Origin of the sequence: Thalassospira sp. B30-1 (genome assembly GCF_015767575.1) — a bacterium.
In the GTDB taxonomy this organism is placed as follows: domain Bacteria; phylum Pseudomonadota; class Alphaproteobacteria; order Rhodospirillales; family Thalassospiraceae; genus Thalassospira; species Thalassospira xiamenensis.
Genome location: NZ_CP065232.1, coordinates 4,519,870 through 4,536,201, shown reverse-complemented (window position 1 = coordinate 4,536,201; position 16,332 = coordinate 4,519,870). Strand labels below are relative to the sequence as shown.

18 protein-coding genes are annotated in these 16,332 nt (G+C 52.8%); 6 read left to right on the top strand and 12 right to left on the bottom strand.

Going from position 1 to position 16,332, the window contains the following annotated elements; genetic code table 11:
- Positions 1-146: 146 nt before the first annotated feature.
- From IT971_RS21100 to IT971_RS21085, 4 genes are all read left to right on the top strand, one after another.
- Entirely contained in the window at positions 147-644 is a 498-nt protein-coding gene (locus IT971_RS21100) for a hypothetical protein (RefSeq protein WP_063092293.1), read from the top strand.
- 295 nt (positions 645-939) lie between these two features.
- Entirely contained in the window at positions 940-3,207 is a 2,268-nt protein-coding gene (locus tag IT971_RS21095; protein WP_007088543.1) for an NADP-dependent malic enzyme, read from the top strand.
- A 113-nt stretch (positions 3,208-3,320) separates the two neighbouring features.
- Positions 3,321-3,767, top strand: coding sequence for a hypothetical protein (locus IT971_RS21090; protein ID WP_139189988.1), 447 nt, complete (start codon positions 3,321-3,323; stop codon positions 3,765-3,767).
- Between the two features lie 105 nt (positions 3,768-3,872).
- The gene (locus IT971_RS21085; protein WP_063092295.1) at positions 3,873-4,334 is read left to right on the top strand and encodes a hypothetical protein; all 462 of its coding nucleotides are present in this window, start codon (positions 3,873-3,875) and stop codon (positions 4,332-4,334) included.
- Positions 4,335-4,413: 79 nt separating this feature from the next.
- Here IT971_RS21085 and IT971_RS21080 read toward each other — a convergent pair whose 3' ends face one another.
- The 8 genes from IT971_RS21080 to IT971_RS21045 all read right to left on the bottom strand — a co-directional run bounded on the left by IT971_RS21080 (position 4,414) and on the right by IT971_RS21045 (position 11,970).
- Positions 4,414-5,400, bottom strand: coding sequence for a glucosaminidase domain-containing protein (locus IT971_RS21080; protein ID WP_063092296.1), 987 nt, complete (start codon positions 5,398-5,400; stop codon positions 4,414-4,416).
- A gap of 194 nt (positions 5,401-5,594) precedes the next feature.
- Complete coding sequence (locus IT971_RS21075) at positions 5,595-6,164, bottom strand: NifU N-terminal domain-containing protein (protein ID WP_007088547.1); 570 nt, start codon at positions 6,162-6,164, stop codon at positions 5,595-5,597.
- 162 nt (positions 6,165-6,326) lie between these two features.
- On the bottom strand, positions 6,327-7,301 hold the full coding sequence (locus IT971_RS21070; RefSeq protein ID WP_037988967.1) for a DUF2333 family protein: 975 nt from the start codon (positions 7,299-7,301) through the stop codon (positions 6,327-6,329).
- Between the two features lie 69 nt (positions 7,302-7,370).
- Entirely contained in the window at positions 7,371-7,913 is a 543-nt protein-coding gene (locus tag IT971_RS21065) for a L,D-transpeptidase (protein ID WP_082822654.1), read from the bottom strand.
- A gap of 370 nt (positions 7,914-8,283) precedes the next feature.
- Positions 8,284-8,808 (bottom strand): inorganic diphosphatase, encoded by a 525-nt coding sequence (gene ppa, locus IT971_RS21060; RefSeq protein WP_063092297.1) that lies wholly within the window; start codon positions 8,806-8,808, stop codon positions 8,284-8,286.
- A gap of 158 nt (positions 8,809-8,966) precedes the next feature.
- On the bottom strand, positions 8,967-9,806 hold the full coding sequence (locus tag IT971_RS21055; RefSeq protein WP_063092298.1) for a glycosyltransferase family 2 protein: 840 nt from the start codon (positions 9,804-9,806) through the stop codon (positions 8,967-8,969).
- Positions 9,807-9,954: 148 nt separating this feature from the next.
- Positions 9,955-10,950 (bottom strand): UDP-glucose 4-epimerase GalE, encoded by a 996-nt coding sequence (gene galE, locus IT971_RS21050; RefSeq protein WP_063092299.1) that lies wholly within the window; start codon positions 10,948-10,950, stop codon positions 9,955-9,957.
- Positions 10,951-11,028: 78 nt separating this feature from the next.
- Positions 11,029-11,970, bottom strand: a complete 942-nt coding sequence (locus tag IT971_RS21045) for a LysR family transcriptional regulator (RefSeq protein WP_063092300.1) — start codon at positions 11,968-11,970, stop codon at positions 11,029-11,031.
- Positions 11,971-12,212: 242 nt separating this feature from the next.
- Between IT971_RS21045 and IT971_RS21040 the strand changes: the two genes are divergently transcribed.
- On the top strand, positions 12,213-13,157 hold the full coding sequence (locus IT971_RS21040) for a DMT family transporter (RefSeq protein WP_063092301.1): 945 nt from the start codon (positions 12,213-12,215) through the stop codon (positions 13,155-13,157).
- Between the two features lie 27 nt (positions 13,158-13,184).
- On the opposite strand, the gene IT971_RS21035 is transcribed toward IT971_RS21040, so the two are convergent.
- The 3 genes from IT971_RS21035 to IT971_RS21025 are packed head-to-tail and all read right to left on the bottom strand — an operon-like array spanning position 13,185 to position 14,811.
- Complete coding sequence (locus IT971_RS21035; protein ID WP_063092302.1) at positions 13,185-13,538, bottom strand: antibiotic biosynthesis monooxygenase; 354 nt, start codon at positions 13,536-13,538, stop codon at positions 13,185-13,187.
- On the bottom strand, positions 13,535-13,864 hold the full coding sequence (locus IT971_RS21030) for an NIPSNAP family protein (protein ID WP_007088556.1): 330 nt from the start codon (positions 13,862-13,864) through the stop codon (positions 13,535-13,537). The genes IT971_RS21035 and IT971_RS21030 overlap by 4 nt, the downstream gene beginning before the upstream one ends.
- A 29-nt stretch (positions 13,865-13,893) precedes the next feature.
- The gene (locus IT971_RS21025; protein WP_063092303.1) at positions 13,894-14,811 is read right to left on the bottom strand and encodes a DMT family transporter; all 918 of its coding nucleotides are present in this window, start codon (positions 14,809-14,811) and stop codon (positions 13,894-13,896) included.
- Between the two features lie 76 nt (positions 14,812-14,887).
- On the opposite strand from IT971_RS21025, the gene IT971_RS21020 reads away from it, so the two are divergent.
- Positions 14,888-15,568, top strand: a complete 681-nt coding sequence (locus IT971_RS21020; RefSeq protein ID WP_063092304.1) for a helix-turn-helix transcriptional regulator — start codon at positions 14,888-14,890, stop codon at positions 15,566-15,568.
- A 6-nt stretch (positions 15,569-15,574) separates the two neighbouring features.
- Here IT971_RS21020 and IT971_RS21015 read toward each other — a convergent pair whose 3' ends face one another.
- Positions 15,575-16,327, bottom strand: coding sequence for an NAD-dependent deacylase (locus IT971_RS21015; RefSeq protein ID WP_063092305.1), 753 nt, complete (start codon positions 16,325-16,327; stop codon positions 15,575-15,577).
- Positions 16,328-16,332: the final 5 nt, after the last annotated feature.

Sequence of the window (16,332 nt, the reverse complement as noted above, 5' to 3'; positions counted from 1 at the left end):
GGAATGAAACGGCCCGGGAGCAGTTTTTGACCTATGCCATTGCAATGCCTGATTTTCTGTAAAATATGTTAAGATACGCAGGCAGCAAAGTAGCGCGATCATCGCCGATTTGCCGCCCTTTGACCAGTGACCAAGGAGATAAGAAGATGGCAGCAGACCAAGCGACCCGTCAGGCGCCGGAACTGGTTGGATTATTCGATACAAAAGACGGCTTTGATGCCGCGGTTCGGGAATTGCGCGATAGCGGATTTTCGCGCACGGACCTGTCAGTTTTAAGTTCCCATGAATCAATTGATGTTGCCGGGTCGGATGGCCGGTCCTGGTCCGATGTGCTGACCGCGCTGGTCGGTGAAGCAAAATACGAGGTGCCCTTGGTGGCATCGGGGGCGATTGCACTGTTTGGCGGGGCGGCAACCGCGCCGGTGGCGCTTGCGGTTGGTGCGGGCGTTGGCGCCGTGGCGCTTCGCGAATTTATCGAGGAAGTTACATCAACCCCGCATACCGAAGATTTCGCCCGCGCGATCAATGCCGGGTCGGTGATCCTGTGGGTGCGGATTGATCCCGACAAGGAGGATGCAGAAGCCAAGGCGACCGCGATTCTGAAAAAGCACGGCGCGGAAAACATTCATCTGCATCAGGGATAATCCCTTGATTTTGAGTGCGTATTTGCATTTTTCGGCATGACGGACATGGTTTGCTAAAACGTAAAAGGCGATCAGAAATGATCGCCTTTCTTATTTCCGGTTGGCATATGATGCGCTGCAACATACGGAAAACGCTACGTAATTTTGCGGTTGCCGTTAACGTCGCCTTTGACCCGGGGCCAGAAGCCTGATTTATTGAGCGGTCCGGCATGACGGCTCCACACCTGATTGCCGGGTTAAAGTTTACAGGTTCTCGCCGCTTTCCAATCCACCACGCAAGCGTCAGTGAAAATATATGTCAGATTCAGAAATCAAGGTTCGTGACCGTGAAGCGCTGCTGTTTCATTCAAGTGGCCGCCCCGGAAAAATCGAAATCACTCCGTCGAAGCCGCTGACCACACAGCGCGATCTTTCACTTGCATATTCACCAGGTGTGGCGGTGCCATGCCTCGAAATCGCCAAGAATCCGGCAACGGCCTATGACTATACGTCCAAGGGCAATATCGTCGCCGTGATCTCGAATGGTACGGCCGTTCTGGGGCTTGGCAATCTGGGTGCGCTGGCATCCAAGCCGGTAATGGAAGGCAAAGCGGTCCTGTTCAAGCGTTTTGCCGATGTTGACGGGCTGGACCTTGAAGTGTCGACCGAGGATGTTGACGAGTTCGTCAATTGCGTGCGCTTCCTTGGCGCGTCGTTCGGCGGGATCAACCTTGAAGACATCAAGGCCCCGGAATGCTTCATCATCGAGCAACGCTTGCGCGAACTGATGGATATTCCGGTATTCCATGACGACCAGCACGGTACGGCGATTATTGCCGCATCCGGCCTGATCAATGCCTGCGACCTGACGGGGCGCGAGCTTAAAGACATCAAGCTTGTGATCAACGGTGCGGGTGCGGCGGCGATTGCATGTTGCGAACTGGTCAAAAGCATGGGAGTCACACCCGATAATGTCATCATGTGCGATTCGCGCGGGGTGATTTACAAGGGCCGTGAAGACGGCATGAACCAGTGGAAATCGGCGCACGCGGCCGAAACAGATGCCCGCACGCTGGAAGAAGCGATGGACGGGGCGGATGCGTTCTTCGGCCTGTCGGTCAAGGGCGCGGTGACGGCGGCCATGGTCAAAAGCATGGCCAAACAGCCTATCATCTTTGCCATGGCAAACCCGGATCCGGAAATCAGCCCGGAAGACGTCGCCGCGATCCGAAATGACGCGATCTGTGCCACCGGGCGTTCGGACTATGCCAACCAGATCAATAACGTGCTTGGTTTCCCTTATATCTTCCGCGGGGCGCTTGACGTTCAGGCATCCACGATCAACGAGGAAATGAAGATTGCCGCGGCGCATGCGGTGGCGTCACTGGCGCGTGAAGATGTGCCTGACGAGGTTGCTGCGGCTTATTCCGGCCGTCGCCTGCAATATGGTCCGGAATATATCATTCCGGCACCGTTTGACCCGCGCCTTATCATTGCGGTGCCCAAGGCCGTGGCACAGGCCGCGATGGACAGTGGTGTTGCACGCCGACCGATCATTGACATGGCGGAATATGAAAATCAGCTGCGCGGTCGCCTTGATCCGACGGCGGCCCATCTACAACTGATTTCCGATTATGTGCGGGCCCATCCGAAACGGATTGCCTTTGCCGAGGGCGAAGAGGAAACCGTTATTCGTGCGGCTGTGGCCTATCGCAATTCCGGTTATGGTACTCCGATCCTGATCGGGCGCGAGGACCGGATCGCGGAATCGGCCAAATCGCTCGGTATCGAAAGCCTTGAGGGTGTTGAAATCAGCAACGCGGCCCTTTCTCACAAGAACAAGGAATATGCCGAGTTCCTGTATGGCCGCCTGCAGCGTAAAGGCTTCCTGTGGCGCGATTGCCAGCGCATGGTCAACCAGAAGCGTAACGTCTTTGCAGCTGTTATGGTGGCAAAAGGCGATGCGGACGGCCTGATTACCGGCCTGACGCGAAACTTCCATCGCAGCTTTACCGATATCAGTTCAGTGATCGATGCCAAGCCGGGCGAAATCCCTATGGGTCTTTCGATTGCAATTGCCAAAGGCCGGACGGTGTTTATTGCCGATACGCGCGTGCATAACATGCCCGATGCCGAGCAGCTTGCCGAGATTGCGATCCAGGCGGCCGAAAAAGCCCGTCAGCTTGGTCACGAGCCGCGTGTGGCAATGGTATCGCATTCGACGTTTGGCAACCCGTGGAGTGCAGATACCGACCGTATCCGCGAGGCGGTCGGTATCCTTGAGCGCAGTAATGTCGATTTTGAATTCGATGGTGATATTGCGGTTGATGTGGCGCTTGATACTGAACTGTTGAAGCTTTATCCGTTCTGCCGTCTTTCCGGCCCGGCCAATGTGCTTGTAATGCCGGCCCTTCATGCGGCGACAACGGCGTCAAAGCTTCTCGACAAGCTGGGCGGTGGTACGGTTGTTGGTCCGGTGATGATCGGGCTCGAAAAGCCGGCACAGATCACCCAGATGGGCAGTACGGTTAACGACCTTGTCAACCTGGCAGCACTGGCCGCTCACGAGGCAGAACACGGCTAAGTTGCGCTAAACAATATTGTTAAAATGGCGGAATTGCTGATGCAATTTCCGCCATTTTACTTTAAGAGGCCGGAATATAACAAAAAACAACCGGTAATCGTGGGAACGTGACGTTGAATTTTTCATGCAAATGGCGTTTTGGGCTATGCACAGTTTTTTTGATTCTGTTCGGGTGCAATGCTTCCGAGCCTTCGTCAGAACTGATTACGTCCAGCTTGAACGAACTGCACGATGAAGCCCTGATAGGCATGCTATCGCATCTGGAAAATATCGAGATATCCGATACGGAGCGAACAGGCGACAATCGCAGTCGTGTATCTGTGCAATACGAACTGGTGTTTGATATTGATTTTGCCAATGCCATTGGCATTGTTGCCGATCCGGGGTCAGCTTCGGAAGCCGAACGTATGCGGTTTCGTGATTATCTTGGTATTCTTGGAACTGTTGAATTGACGGGCCTGACCAGCCTTTATGGTGAATTTGAAAAAGATCAGCGCTTTGACGTCGCCCGGGTCGTCGATTTCGTTAAGATTAAAGGCAAATGGATCGCGCAGCCCTGATGGCGTTTATCGCTTGGGCAATAGCGTGGATCGACCCGATTTCTGCCACATCGGACTGTAACAGGTTCGCGCCATAACCGTATTTCAGGCATAAGGAACTTGTCGATGCATCGCATCAGTCATTTTTTTGCATTTATTCTGTTCGTTCCGGCGCTTGTGGCCTTGGCTGCGTGCGACGATACAAAGACCGAAGGCCCAACAGCTAATGAGATCACCACGGCCGTGATCGAACGTTTCCGTGATGATCCTTATGCCAAAGTTGGTCATGTTGAAAATATTGCCAAGACCAACAGCATCAAAGAAGCCGAAGATGAAACGACAGTTATGGTGCGTTACGAATTGGTGTTTGATCGCTCGGTCGCGGATTTTGCCGATGACGTGACGGAAAAGGGCAAGGCCGCCGGGGACCTTGATACGGTCGGTGACACTGTCAGTGAAGCAATTGATCTGGTGAAGACCAAGATGCTGGCCTTGAAGGAGGGCGAGTTCAAGGCGGGTGACAGGCGCATTGTCGAAAGCGAGATCCGGCTGGTCAAATCCGAGAAAGGCTGGATTTACCGCCCATAGAATCTGGTGGTATCCATTTACGGAAATAAGAAAAGGAACCGCATGAAACCGGTCCCTTTTTTATAAGCGATTGGTGCGATCAATCTTCAAGAAGTGCCAGAACACTTGGCGGCGGCGGTATATCGCCAGACGCGAAGCCGATCCCGTCGAATGTTTCAAGACCGTTCACGCGCATGATGGCGTGAAGCGAGTCGACATATTCTTCACCACGTTCGGAATATTTGGTTAGTGTATCGGCCAGATCCCAACCAAGCACGACTTCGCCACCTTCACGCAACTTGGCACGTTCAGCGCGCAGTTCGGCATATGCCGGGTGCGAGTTGATGTTGCGTGCATAGGCACGAACACTGTCGATCAGGCTGTTAAACGATTTGATGACGTGGGTTTTGCCTTCGGCACGGTCTTCTGGGACGATGCCGTCTTCATCCCAGGCCCACTGGCCAAACAGGGCATTACCCTTGCGCACGAAGCGCGACGTGCCCCAGCCGCTTTCCTCAGCGGACTGAGCAAGCATCAGAGATGGCGGAATGATATCGATGCGTTCAAGCAGTGCGGTGACACCGCCATCCTTCACGCGATAGCGCTTCATCATCTGATCGACCCATTCTTTTTCAGCCGCACTGATCGGGTCGCCGGAATATTTCTTGCTCTGAATAGCCATCAGGCGATCACGTCGCGCTGTGATTTCCTCGTTCACACGCAATGCCAGCGGCAGCATGATTCGAATGAAAATCTGTTTGCGCTCGTCTGCGGATGCCAGATCGCGCATGCCTTTGGGAACGCGTTTGATATAGACGCGTGGAATTTCCTGCACACCCGACAGGCTGTAGCCGATGCTTTGATAATACTGGTTAAGCGCGATCACTTCTGGATCGCGACGGTAGAGCGGTTTGACGTTCTTTTTTTCCGGCGCAACGGTAACTGCTGCGACCTCGTCAAAGCTCATACCTTTAGGGGGGGGGGTAACATCCCATCCACCGAAAATGCCAAAATACAGTAAACCTACCGCTCCAAACACTGAAGCAAGCGCAATTTTACGGTAACTGCCTTCTTTTGCGCTATTCATGTTGTTTCTCCAGGATCAGTAAAACTGCCGGTTCATGCGAGCCGTTATCTATGCCTGCCTGTTGTGCGGATCGCAACCTGCAATATCGAAAAGGTTAATTTTTCCTTTGCGACGTTTGCGTTCCGCGCGTAATGACAACGCCCGGCACAGAAATTTGTGCGTGCCGGGCGGAAAAAATTTCGCGAATCGGGAAATCAGTCAGCCATGACCGGTTCTACGGCCTGAACTTCCGGCACGTAATAACGCAGCATGTTTTCGATGCCCATTTTAAGGGTCGCCGTGCTGCTCGGGCAGCCGGAGCATGCGCCGTGCATTTCAAGGAATACAACGCCGTCTTCGAATTTGTGGAAGACGATATCGCCGCCATCCTGTGCGACGGCCGGCCGGACACGGGTATCAAGCAGTTCCTTGATCTGGCTGACCAGTTCATCATCTCCATCTGATGCGGTGCTGGCACCGGTGGCAGCACCGGAATTCTGATCAAGAACCGGCTGTCCGGAGGTGTAATGCTCCATGATACCGCCAAGGATTTGCGGTTTGAGTGTCTGCCAGTCTTTGGCATCGTCCTTGGTGATGGTGATGAAGTCACCGCCCAGAAACACCCCGGTGATGCCTTCAACTTCAAACAGCTTGCGGGCAAGCGGTGATTTTACATCTGTATCGGTTGCCGTGAAGTTGGCGGTGCCCTGACGGCCCATAACATCTTCGCCGGGCAGGAATTTCAGTGTTGCCGGGTTCGGAGTCGGTTCGGTTTGAATGAACATGTCGGCTTGTCCTCTCACTCTGGGGGCCGGGGCAAATCTTGCCCGCGCGGCGTTCCCGATTTCATCTGGTTAGGCCCTAAATGGGGCAAAAACAGGAAAAGATCAAGTCTGAGCGCGCAACTCAGGTATTCGTGATCTGACACCCGGTACCGGGAACCTGTCTTATCGCTGCAGAATAGAGCTGATTTCGCGCATCTGGGTACGGGCGCGCAGCAGATAAAAACCAAGCCCGGCCAAGTGGTTTGGGAAAATAATGCCATCGGCCGAACCGTTGACCACAACCAGAGGATCAAGAGCCGCTGCTGCCTGCAACGAGCCGATCATTTCCGCCCAGGCTGGTGCTACCTGACGTTCATTGATGACCTGTTCGAAATCGGTGCCGAGGTCACGCAGGATCAGGCTATAGGCATAAAGACGGCCCTTGGTGGCATAAAAGACATCATCAGCAGTGCGATCAAACAAGGATGGGTCTTCGACCTTGTCATCAATCAGTGCGGATGCTGATCCAAGATCATTGGCGAAACGGTTCAGCGTTTCCTGCAGATTGTCAGCACGGCGTTCAAAAACGGCCTGACCGTCTGCCAGGCGCTGATTGTAACGGTTAAGCGCTGCAATAGCCTGCCGGTATTGCTGTTCGGAGGTTACACCGGGCAAAAGCGACACGCTGGGATCAAAGACCCATTTGTCACCCCTGAATTTCAGAAGGCCTGCTGCATCATCCAGATCCGGGTCAACCTGGCTTGAGCCACGCGTACGACCAATCTGATCGGACAACTCGATTGCAAAGCGTGACAGGGCATAGACAATACCCGTCTGGAAGTTCGGCATATTGTCCAGTGCGGCACTCGGCAGGAAGAAGGGATCGTTCGCCGTCCAGCGGTTCTGATTGATTTCGCGATCTATCAGTGCGGATGCGGTGCTTACCGAATGGCTGCCGCCCTGATAATTACCAGTGAAATCGGGATTGTCGTCGATCTTGTGCACCAGTGCCATGCCGACCGGATAATAGATGACAGCGACCAACACAATAACGGTAAGGCTGCCCACCCAAAACTTGCGGGAGCTGAAAACACGCCTGATGCGTGCTCCGAAACCGGAAATACCGTTCTTTTTGTATAGATAATCGTCTTCAATCATGATCCGTCCCGGTCAATGGCGTGCAGCATGAAACTAGGGTGTCATTGCCACAACGGCAAGTCCATGATTTTACATATCGATCCGAATATAGTTTTCAGTCGTGCACATGGACAAAACGGTTTCGAGATCTTTTTCGCCAAGTGCAACGCAGCCTTCGGTACCGGTATAATCCGGGCGGGCAATATGCATGAAAATCGCCGACCCTTTTCCCGGGACGGTAGGATCATCGTTGTGACCAAGTACGACAATGAGGTTGTAAAGCCCATCGTCGCGAAACAGTTTCTCATGGCTGGCATCAAACGGAAGCCGCACGGGGCGATTATAGTCCGGATGGGTAGGATCGTCGCACCAGCCATCAGAAAAGGAAATAGTGGTGACTGGAAGGTCTGTATGGGGGCTTGCGCGGCGATCAGACCGATACATAACATAACGCAGTCGCCAGGTTCCAGCCGGCGTTTTACCGTCACCTTCGGTCTTTGCATCGGCAGAGACCACGCCGTTTTTGCCAATTGCACAGCGAAATTCCCGGTCCTCAAAGCGCAGCAATCCATCTGTCGAGACAATCATTTCGACCGGATCGGACGGCGTACTGGTTTGCAGGTTGCTATGCATTGGTCTGAAACTCTGAATTCCGGTTGTCTAAAGTGCTGTCGCCAAAGCGTTTTGCAGAAAATTTCTTGAAGATGTTGAGAAACAACAAAGGTGAATTTGTGGCAATGCCGTATCAGCTACAATGATTGCACGCAAAGTTGATACGGGAATGCAGACTGTCAGGTTTCGCAGGTAACCAAAAATATCTTTGGAAAGGTGCGGAAGGCTTAATGCCTACGTCAGGCGTGCTTCGCCTGCACGGAACAAATCCTTTGTCCAATAGTCCCGAGCGAATTGAGATTATGTATGTTTTTTGGCGTCATGTTAAAATGACAACGCCCCGCGCCGGAATCCGGGCGGGGCGTTAGAAAGCCATCGCACATAAATCGGCTTATTTGCCGAGACGGGCTACACCTTCTTCGATCAGTTTAGCGGCTTTCTCAGCGCCTCCCCAACCGGTGACTTTTACCCATTTGCCTTTTTCGAGGTCTTTGTAACGCTCGAAGAAATGCTGGATCTGATCGCGCAGAATCTGCGGAAGATCTTCGTGGGATTTGATATCGGTATAGTACGGATCGATCTTGTCGTGCGGCACGCAGATCAGTTTCTCATCCTGCCCGGCCTCGTCTTCCATCATCAGAACACCGACCGGACGGGCGCGAATGACCGAGCCAGCAACAACCGGTTCACGGAACATGACCATGGCATCGACCGGATCACCATCCAGGCCAAGGGTGTTGGGGATGAAACCGTAATTTACCGGATAATACATCGAGGTATGGAGGAAGCGGTCAACGAAGACAGCACCAGAGTCTTTGTCGACTTCGTACTTGATCGGTCCGCCCTGCGGGATTTCGATGACGACGTTAACGTCCCAGGGAACATCTTTGCCAACGGCAATCTTGCTGAGATCCATTTGGGGAAAATCCCTTTCGCTTTTTGATAAGGCTGTGCCCCGTTGCCGGGGCTATCACAACGCACAAACACTCGAAATCTATCGAGGATGCAAAAATCAGGTGGTCCTTTTATCTTGAAATTGGCGTTGTTCCAAGCCCCGCAGATAACTGGACTATTTTATGCTGAAGCGGCGATTGGAATAAGTTCACTCTGTCTCGGTTGGAAGCGGCTCGGGTCTGCTTCTAGCTCTTTAAAATACATACCGTTGTTTGATTTGTTGGCGTGACGTTGCCCTATGGAGCGTCCGTGATACAGATGCAGAACGGGTGAGCAGTATTCGACGCTTTTGCGTTTCACGCCAGATCGGATCATGCGCAGCACGAAATCGGAATCTTCGAGACCATGTCCCTCATAGGCTTCGTCAAAACCGCCGATTGCCAGAATGTCATTTCGAAAGGCGGCAATATTGCACCCTTGTGCCTTTTTCCAGCATTTCTGATGCGCCCAAAGGCTTTTCTTGTTTTGCGGGAGAGGGGCAAACTGGAAGGGGCGATTGCATTGTCCCATCAGACCCAGCATGAACAAAAGGATGCGAGGCCATTTGTGAAATGAAAAGCGCTTTTTCATAACGAATTCAGTGAAGCGACGTTTAAGAAAAACGCGCTTGCCGGTCACGAAGCAGCCTGGTTCGGCAACTTTTCGGTGGTTTGAGACAAAATCAGGAAGAAGACAACAGTCACCATCGGTGAAAACAACAATATCGCCCTCTGCGATTTTGATTGCACCATTGCGGACACGTGACAGGCGATAGCCCATATCTTCTTGCCAGAAATGTTTGATCGGCACGGGTGATTTTTTCTGCATGCGGATAATGGTATTTGCCGTCTCCGGGCCGGACCCGTCATCTGCGACGATCACCTCGAAGTTCCTGTCTTTCTGGTCGATTAACGACTGCAAGACCATCTCAAGCGCTTCGGGCCAATTATAGGTCGAAACGATCACAGAAACCTTATGCACGTAATTTCCCCCCAATTACAGAACGCATTCAACCAGTATCCCCTCTGGTCCATAATGCATGGAGCCGATTTCCGCTCCGTCTCGTCAATTACAAAAAAGTTCTAGATATTAAAATCGTATATCACATGAACAGGTTACCAATTTGTGTTCATTCAGACTTTCGAGGGTTAGAACAATAATAGGCCCAAGCATGAGCAATCGTTTCACGTGGGTCTGTATATTTCGGCTTCCAGTTTAATAGTGAATTCGCTTTCGCCGGATTGGCAATCAGTTTTACGGGGTCGCCCGGGCGGCGTGCCGCGTCAGATATCGGGAACTCGATACCCGTAACTTCTCTGCAAAGCATCAATATTTCACGTACAGAACAGCCTTTGCCCGTCCCAATATTGACGCAATCAAAAAATGGTTTTGTTTTGCCTGTTATATGCTCAAGTGCCTTGACGTGGGCCGTTGCCAAGTCATCAACGTGAACGTAGTCGCGAATGCAGGTTCCATCCGGCGTGTCATAGTCATTGCCGAATATTTTTAAACCGTCTCTTCGCCCGGCCGCCGCCAATAGCGCAAGCGGAATGAGGTGAGTTTCCGGATCATGTCTTTCACCGGTTCGCCTTGAAGGGTCCGCACCCGCGGCATTAAAATAACGCAGAGCAATGGAACGAAAACCATATAACGCGCAATAGTCAGCGATCATTGTTTCAACCATCGCCTTTGAGCGGCCGTAGGGATTTTCAGGCTGAGCCGGTAAAGTCTCGTCAAGCATGTCGAGATTGGTGTTACCGTATATGGCGGCAGTTGATGAGAAAACGATCTGCCGACACTCATGATGACGCATCGCTTCAAGCAGATTAAATGAGCCGGTCGTATTCACCTCGTAAAAGCTGGCTGGTTCCTGCATCGAAAGACCTGCCTCAATCAGGGCAGCCATATGAATGACGGCAGTTGGTTGGAATTTTTTAAAGGTATCGTCAAGAGCGGTGCGATTACGAATATCTGCATGAACAAATGGGATATCACCAGAAATAGCATCACGGTGACCGTTCGACAAATTGTCAAGAACCACCGGCAGATAGCCACTTTCTTGCAATTTCAGGCATATATGAGATCCGATATATCCGGCGCCGCCTGTTACCAGTATTTTTTCCATAGCTTCCGTTCTGTTCAATATCCAGCCAATGATTTGGTCGTATTAGAAATACAGATTAGGTGAATTCTGTCTGGCAGATCATTTTTTAAGCATTTTGCCTTTCAGCGACGCCGTATGTGGATTGATCAGTTCGCGGATCCAGTTGGCGGCGGCGATGACGGCCGGGTCTTTTTCACGGGCAGGGCGGATCAGCAGGCGATACCACCAGTGCGATACGAAATCGGGGAAATTAAGCAAGACCAGTTCCCCGCGTTCCACAAAGTTGCGGGCGATCACATCGGTGCTGGCAACAATGCCTTGTCCAGCACGGGCTGCTTCGAGTGCCCAGATATGATGGCTGAAGGTCCAGCAATCATCGAGTGAAAAGGTGGCGCGATCAAACCAGTTGGCAATCTGCGAAAATTGTTCGCTGTCGCTGTCGATCAGCAGGATATCGCGCGATCCAAGTGAACCGACATCGATATTGCAGGGATCAAGTCCGCGCTTTTCGAGCCATTCAGGCGCAGCAAAAGCATTGTAAATTTCGGGAGTCAGAAGTTCGGTGATCCAGCCATCAAGCCCCGGCAAATCTTTTGGTGCGATCTGAAGGGCGATGTCGATTTCAAGTGGATCAAGATCATCATCAAATTCGATCTTGCGAAACTGAACGGGAATATCGGCAGGCATACGGGCCTGCAGGTCACCAAGCTCGTTTAACAGAACGGTCAAGGCAGGGGTTGCCAATGCGCCTATACGGATCGCCTTGCCCTTGTCGGGCCCGACTTCGCCGGTGATATCGGCAATGCCATCAAGGGCTTCTGTCAGGCGCGGGAGCAGACGGGTTGCCGATTTGGTCAGGCTGAGCCCGCGTCCCTTGCGAACAAACAGGACAACGCCAAGACATTCTTCAAGCTGACGCAATTGATGGCTGATCGCACTTTGGGTGACATGCAATTCTTCAGCCGCCGCCTTCACACTTTGATGGCGGGCGGTGGCTTCAAAAGCGACAAGCGCGCGTAAGGGGGGCAGTTTGCGGCGCATCGAACATTTCCGTGGGACAGGGTTTTAGAGTTTATTCCTGTGTAACAGGCCTGAATGTGGTTTGGGGCAAAAAATTCTCATCAATGGCTGAAAACTCCTCATTCGCATTTTTCAATTTTTGCGGGCACACTGCTGAATGAAAAGGGTTTCCGGCTGATCGATAGATAGTCTCCTTGCGCCACCCCGCAGCAGTCTCCCCGCTGTCGGAAACCCACTTTAATTCCAGAGATCATGATCAGGTGATGACCGGGACGCTTTTGCGCCTCAGCGGCAATTTTCGCGGCGTTTTGTGGATGACGGCGGCGATGGCATCGGGCGTTTTTGTCGATGTCTGTGCCAAGCTGGTATCCCATGATGTGTCGACGGCACAAATTCTCGCGATGCGTGCAGTGACGACGGTGGCTGTGTTCGTGATCATCCTGATGTTTATTGGCACCAGGTCGATCCGGACCAAGCGACCTTATGCGCATCTGGCGCGCGGCGTTCTTTGGTACGGATCGCTGTTTTTTGTGTTCTTTGCCCTTCGCCAGATGAGTATTGCCGAGGTAAATGCCTATCTGTTCATCGAGGCCTTGCTGACCGTGATGCTTGCCGTTGTGATTCTTGGCGAGCAGTTGACGGCACGTAAAGTGATCGCAACCCTTCTTGGACTTGTTGGCGTTTGGGTAATGTGCGTTCCCAAAATGGACGGATTTGGCGTTCCATTGGGGGTTGCCGCAGCCCTGATCGGGGCGTTCTGTTTTTCCGCACAAACGCTTTATGCCAAGGTTCTGACCCGGACCGAGACGAATTTCTCCATGCTGTTCTGGCCCCAGATTGTCGCCATTGTGATCTGGGTGCCGGTTGCCGTCATCATGTGGCAACCGGCGGCCTTCTCTGACTGGCTTTATTCTGCGGGTGCAGGTTTCTTTGCCATGCTGACCAACTACATGGTTCTGCGGGCTGTTCGGGTTGCGGATGCCAGTGTCATTTCGCCAGCAGCCTATACGGCCTTGCCGTTTTCTGTAGCAATGGATCTGATCTTCTTTGACATGCTTCCGGTGCCGGTGATTTTTGTCGGGGCGGCGATTGTCGTGCTGGCGGTTGCCTTGCTGGATTACAGAGGCGGGGCAAAACCGGTTTCGGTTGTGCCCGCCGAAGATGATGAAAGCGATGGAAATCGCAAGGCTGCAACGGCGAAAGTTTAGCCTTTCTTCGGAAAACCTGTTTATCCGTTATGAACTGTCGTCGTGTTGCTTGCGGGAATCATCGGGTGTTTCGGCCCGTTCATGCATTCCATAATCACGCATGACATGGGCGACCCGCAGACGATAATCGTCGAAAATCCGGTTACGACCTTTGTTCTGTGCAATGCGGTGTTCACCGACATTGCGCCATGCCATGACGGCTTTTTCATCGCGCCAGAAAGAAAGAGACAGAACTTTGCCCGGCTCGTTAAGGCTTTCGAACCGTTCGATGGAAATGAAGCCGTCGATTGTTTCAAGTACCGGCCGGAGGTCCTTTGCGATCGAGAAATATTCGTTACGATGTTGCGGGTGAGGCAGGACTTCGAAAATGACGGCAATCATGGCTTGACCAGTTCCGCATGCGGGGTAGAGGCGATTTTGAAAAACTGGCGTTCTTCGCGCAGGATGAATTTTTCACGTTGGGCGAACTGATAGTTTTCACGCCCCAGTGGGTCTTGTGACAGGCGGGCGCGATAGGCTTCATATGCTGCCAGATCCGGCAAATGATAAACTGCGTAAGCGGTCGATATTGTTCCTTCATGAGGCGCGAAATAGCCGACCAGATCAGCACCGCATCGTGGAATTGCCTCGCCCCAGTTACGCGCATATTCCACAAAAGCATTCTTCTTATAAGGGTCGATTTCATAGCGGATGAAACACGTGATCATTGGCTTTATATCCTTATTGGGAGACCATTTTATGATTTAGGAAAGGGTGACTGTCGCCAGAATGCGCGCGGCAGATTGATGATTGCGACGCCGACAAGCGTGCAGAGGATTCCAGCAAGAACCGGGGAACTTATGGTTTCGCCAAGTAACAGGCTGCCAAGCACGACGCCGATCCCGGCACGCAGGTAGCTTTGACTGGCAACACCCATTGAGCCAAGCGTGCGTAACAGCCTGAAATAGATCAGCAAAGCGATTGCCGTGCAAAAAACCGACAGGGCAAGCGTTGCAAGAATGGCGGACGTTGACGGTGTCAAGTTCCAGGGTCGATCCAGCACCAGACTGGCCGGGATCAGAAAGATGCTGGCCCAGATCATGGTTGCGGCGGCGCTAACGGTTGCGGGCAGGGCGTTGAAGCGCTTGCCATAGATTGCTGCTCCGGCATAGAGGATCGCTCCGGCCAGAACGGCAAGCTGCCCGCCAACATGCTGCCCTAGTCCGATAATCACACCAGGGCCGACAATCAGAACCACACCAGCAACGCCAAGGCACGCTCCGGCAAGACGAAACCGGTCAACCCGTTCATGCCGTGTCAGAAGGGTCGTGATCAGGAAAACAAAAACCGGTGATGTTGAATTAAGCACACTGGCAAGGCCGCTTTCGACATGTTGCTGTCCCCAAGCAAGTATTGTCCATGCGCCGAGGCTGTTGAAAACCGACTGGATCAGCAATGTGCCGATAACCTTGCCATCGCGCGGAAAACGTTCGCTACGGCAGCACATGACGACGAGAAGAAACAGCGATGCGATGCCAACCCTGATTGCGATCAGGGTAATTGGTGGGATATCGGTCAGCGCGATTTTGATGAACAGATACGACGACCCCCAAAGCAGGGCGAGCACAGCCAGCAAACCGATTTCAAGGGGTAGCGATATTTTGGACGATGTCATTCGGATCTCCGGGGCAGGGGCAATTCTGAACAAATAACCGATTGCTGGCGACCAATGCTTCGATTAACATCGAACTATGAAAGAAGGACCCGATATTGCCCGCGTGGCTACATTGCTTGGCGATCCGGCTCGCGCAAACATGCTGACCGCTCTGATGAGTGGCCGCGCGCTGACCGCTGCAGAGCTGGCACAGGAGGCTGGTGTGACGCCGCAAACGGCGAGTTCACATCTGGCAAAGCTGGAGGCTGGTCAGATCGTCATCCCGCGAAAGCAGGGGCGGCATCGTTATTTTACGCTTTCGGGCCCCGATATTGTCGAGGCATTGGAAGTCCTGATGGGGATTGCCAGTCGGGTCGGACATAATCGGGTCCGAACCGGGCCGAAGGACCCGGCATTGCGCAAGGCACGTGTTTGCTATGATCATTTGGCCGGAGAAATGGGGGTTGCCCTGTTTTCGGGGCTTGAGGCCCGCAAACTGATTTCGACAGATCATAATGGCGTGGCTTTGACAGATGCCGGTGCAGATTTCGCCGAGGCGTTCGGGATTAATCTGAATGAACTGCGTACCAGCCGCAGGCCGCTTTGCCGGGAATGCCTGGATTGGAGCGCCCGACAATCTCATTTGGCAGGGTCGTTTGGTGCTGCGTTACTGGACCGGTTTTATGATCTGGGCTGGGCACAGCGAAGTAAGGAGTCGCGTGTGGTGATTTTCAGCCCCGAAGGCGAACGCAACTTCAAGGCGCTGTGCGATAGTTAATAGTTGTCAGACTTGATCCATCAATAGGCTGTCGACCAGTGCCGGAACCAATTCAGTCGCCCGGCCATATGAACTGTGATCAAACAAGGACGCCCCGGAACCTGGTTCCAGGTTGATCTCGACCGTTTCTGCACCAGATTCTTTACTGGCGATTTGGACGAACCCGGCAGCCGGATAAACGTTCCCTGATGTGCCGATTGAAATGAATAGGCCACATTTGGCAAGAGCAGCATAAATGCGTTCCATTTCAAGCGGCATTTCCCCGAACCAGACAACGTGTGGGCGTAGGCCGCCGGTTTTGGTGCAGGAGGTACAGGGAGTGTCTCGTCCCAGTGGGGCAGACCAGACCGTCAGAAGCCCGCAATGATTGCAGCGGATTTTCAGCAATTCGCCATGCATATGGATAAGGTTTTTTGATCCGGCGCGGTCATGGAGATCGTCGATATTCTGGGTTACCAGCAGAACGTCGCTTGGCCACTTGGTTTCGAGCCGGGCAAGGGCAATATGCGCCTTGTTTGGCTGTATTGCAGGGTCAAGCAGCCCTGCGCGTCTGTCATTGTAAAAGTGATGTACAAGATCGGGATTGTTGATGAATGCCTCAGGCGTTGCGACTTCGGAAATGTCATATTTTGCCCAGATCCCATCGGGGTCGCGGAAGGTATGCAGGCCGCTTTCCTTCGAAATACCGGCCCCGGTCAAGATAACAATCGTTGCGGCTTCATCGCGCAGAATATTGATAATGTCAGGACGAAGCGGCATGGCGT

What these genes read in the sequence shown, in the direction of transcription:
- IT971_RS21100 (WP_063092293.1), top strand. Translation starts at nt 147, where the DNA reads ATGGCAGCAGACCAAGCGACCCGTCAGGCGCCGGAACTGGTTGGATTA.
- IT971_RS21095 (WP_007088543.1), top strand. Translation starts at nt 940, where the DNA reads ATGTCAGATTCAGAAATCAAGGTTCGTGACCGTGAAGCGCTGCTGTTT.
- IT971_RS21085 (WP_063092295.1), top strand. Translation starts at nt 3,873, where the DNA reads ATGCATCGCATCAGTCATTTTTTTGCATTTATTCTGTTCGTTCCGGCG.
- IT971_RS21080 (WP_063092296.1), bottom strand. Translation starts at nt 5,400, where the DNA reads ATGAATAGCGCAAAAGAAGGCAGTTACCGTAAAATTGCGCTTGCTTCA.
- IT971_RS21075 (WP_007088547.1), bottom strand. Translation starts at nt 6,164, where the DNA reads ATGTTCATTCAAACCGAACCGACTCCGAACCCGGCAACACTGAAATTC.
- IT971_RS21070 (WP_037988967.1), bottom strand. Translation starts at nt 7,301, where the DNA reads ATGATTGAAGACGATTATCTATACAAAAAGAACGGTATTTCCGGTTTC.
- IT971_RS21065 (WP_082822654.1), bottom strand. Translation starts at nt 7,913, where the DNA reads ATGCATAGCAACCTGCAAACCAGTACGCCGTCCGATCCGGTCGAAATG.
- ppa (WP_063092297.1), bottom strand. Translation starts at nt 8,808, where the DNA reads ATGGATCTCAGCAAGATTGCCGTTGGCAAAGATGTTCCCTGGGACGTT.
- galE (WP_063092299.1), bottom strand. Translation starts at nt 10,950, where the DNA reads ATGGAAAAAATACTGGTAACAGGCGGCGCCGGATATATCGGATCTCAT.
- IT971_RS21045 (WP_063092300.1), bottom strand. Translation starts at nt 11,970, where the DNA reads ATGCGCCGCAAACTGCCCCCCTTACGCGCGCTTGTCGCTTTTGAAGCC.
- IT971_RS21040 (WP_063092301.1), top strand. Translation starts at nt 12,213, where the DNA reads ATGACCGGGACGCTTTTGCGCCTCAGCGGCAATTTTCGCGGCGTTTTG.
- IT971_RS21035 (WP_063092302.1), bottom strand. Translation starts at nt 13,538, where the DNA reads ATGATTGCCGTCATTTTCGAAGTCCTGCCTCACCCGCAACATCGTAAC.
- IT971_RS21030 (WP_007088556.1), bottom strand. Translation starts at nt 13,864, where the DNA reads ATGATCACGTGTTTCATCCGCTATGAAATCGACCCTTATAAGAAGAAT.
- IT971_RS21025 (WP_063092303.1), bottom strand. Translation starts at nt 14,811, where the DNA reads ATGACATCGTCCAAAATATCGCTACCCCTTGAAATCGGTTTGCTGGCT.
- IT971_RS21020 (WP_063092304.1), top strand. Translation starts at nt 14,888, where the DNA reads ATGAAAGAAGGACCCGATATTGCCCGCGTGGCTACATTGCTTGGCGAT.
- IT971_RS21015 (WP_063092305.1), bottom strand. Translation starts at nt 16,327, where the DNA reads ATGCCGCTTCGTCCTGACATTATCAATATTCTGCGCGATGAAGCCGCA.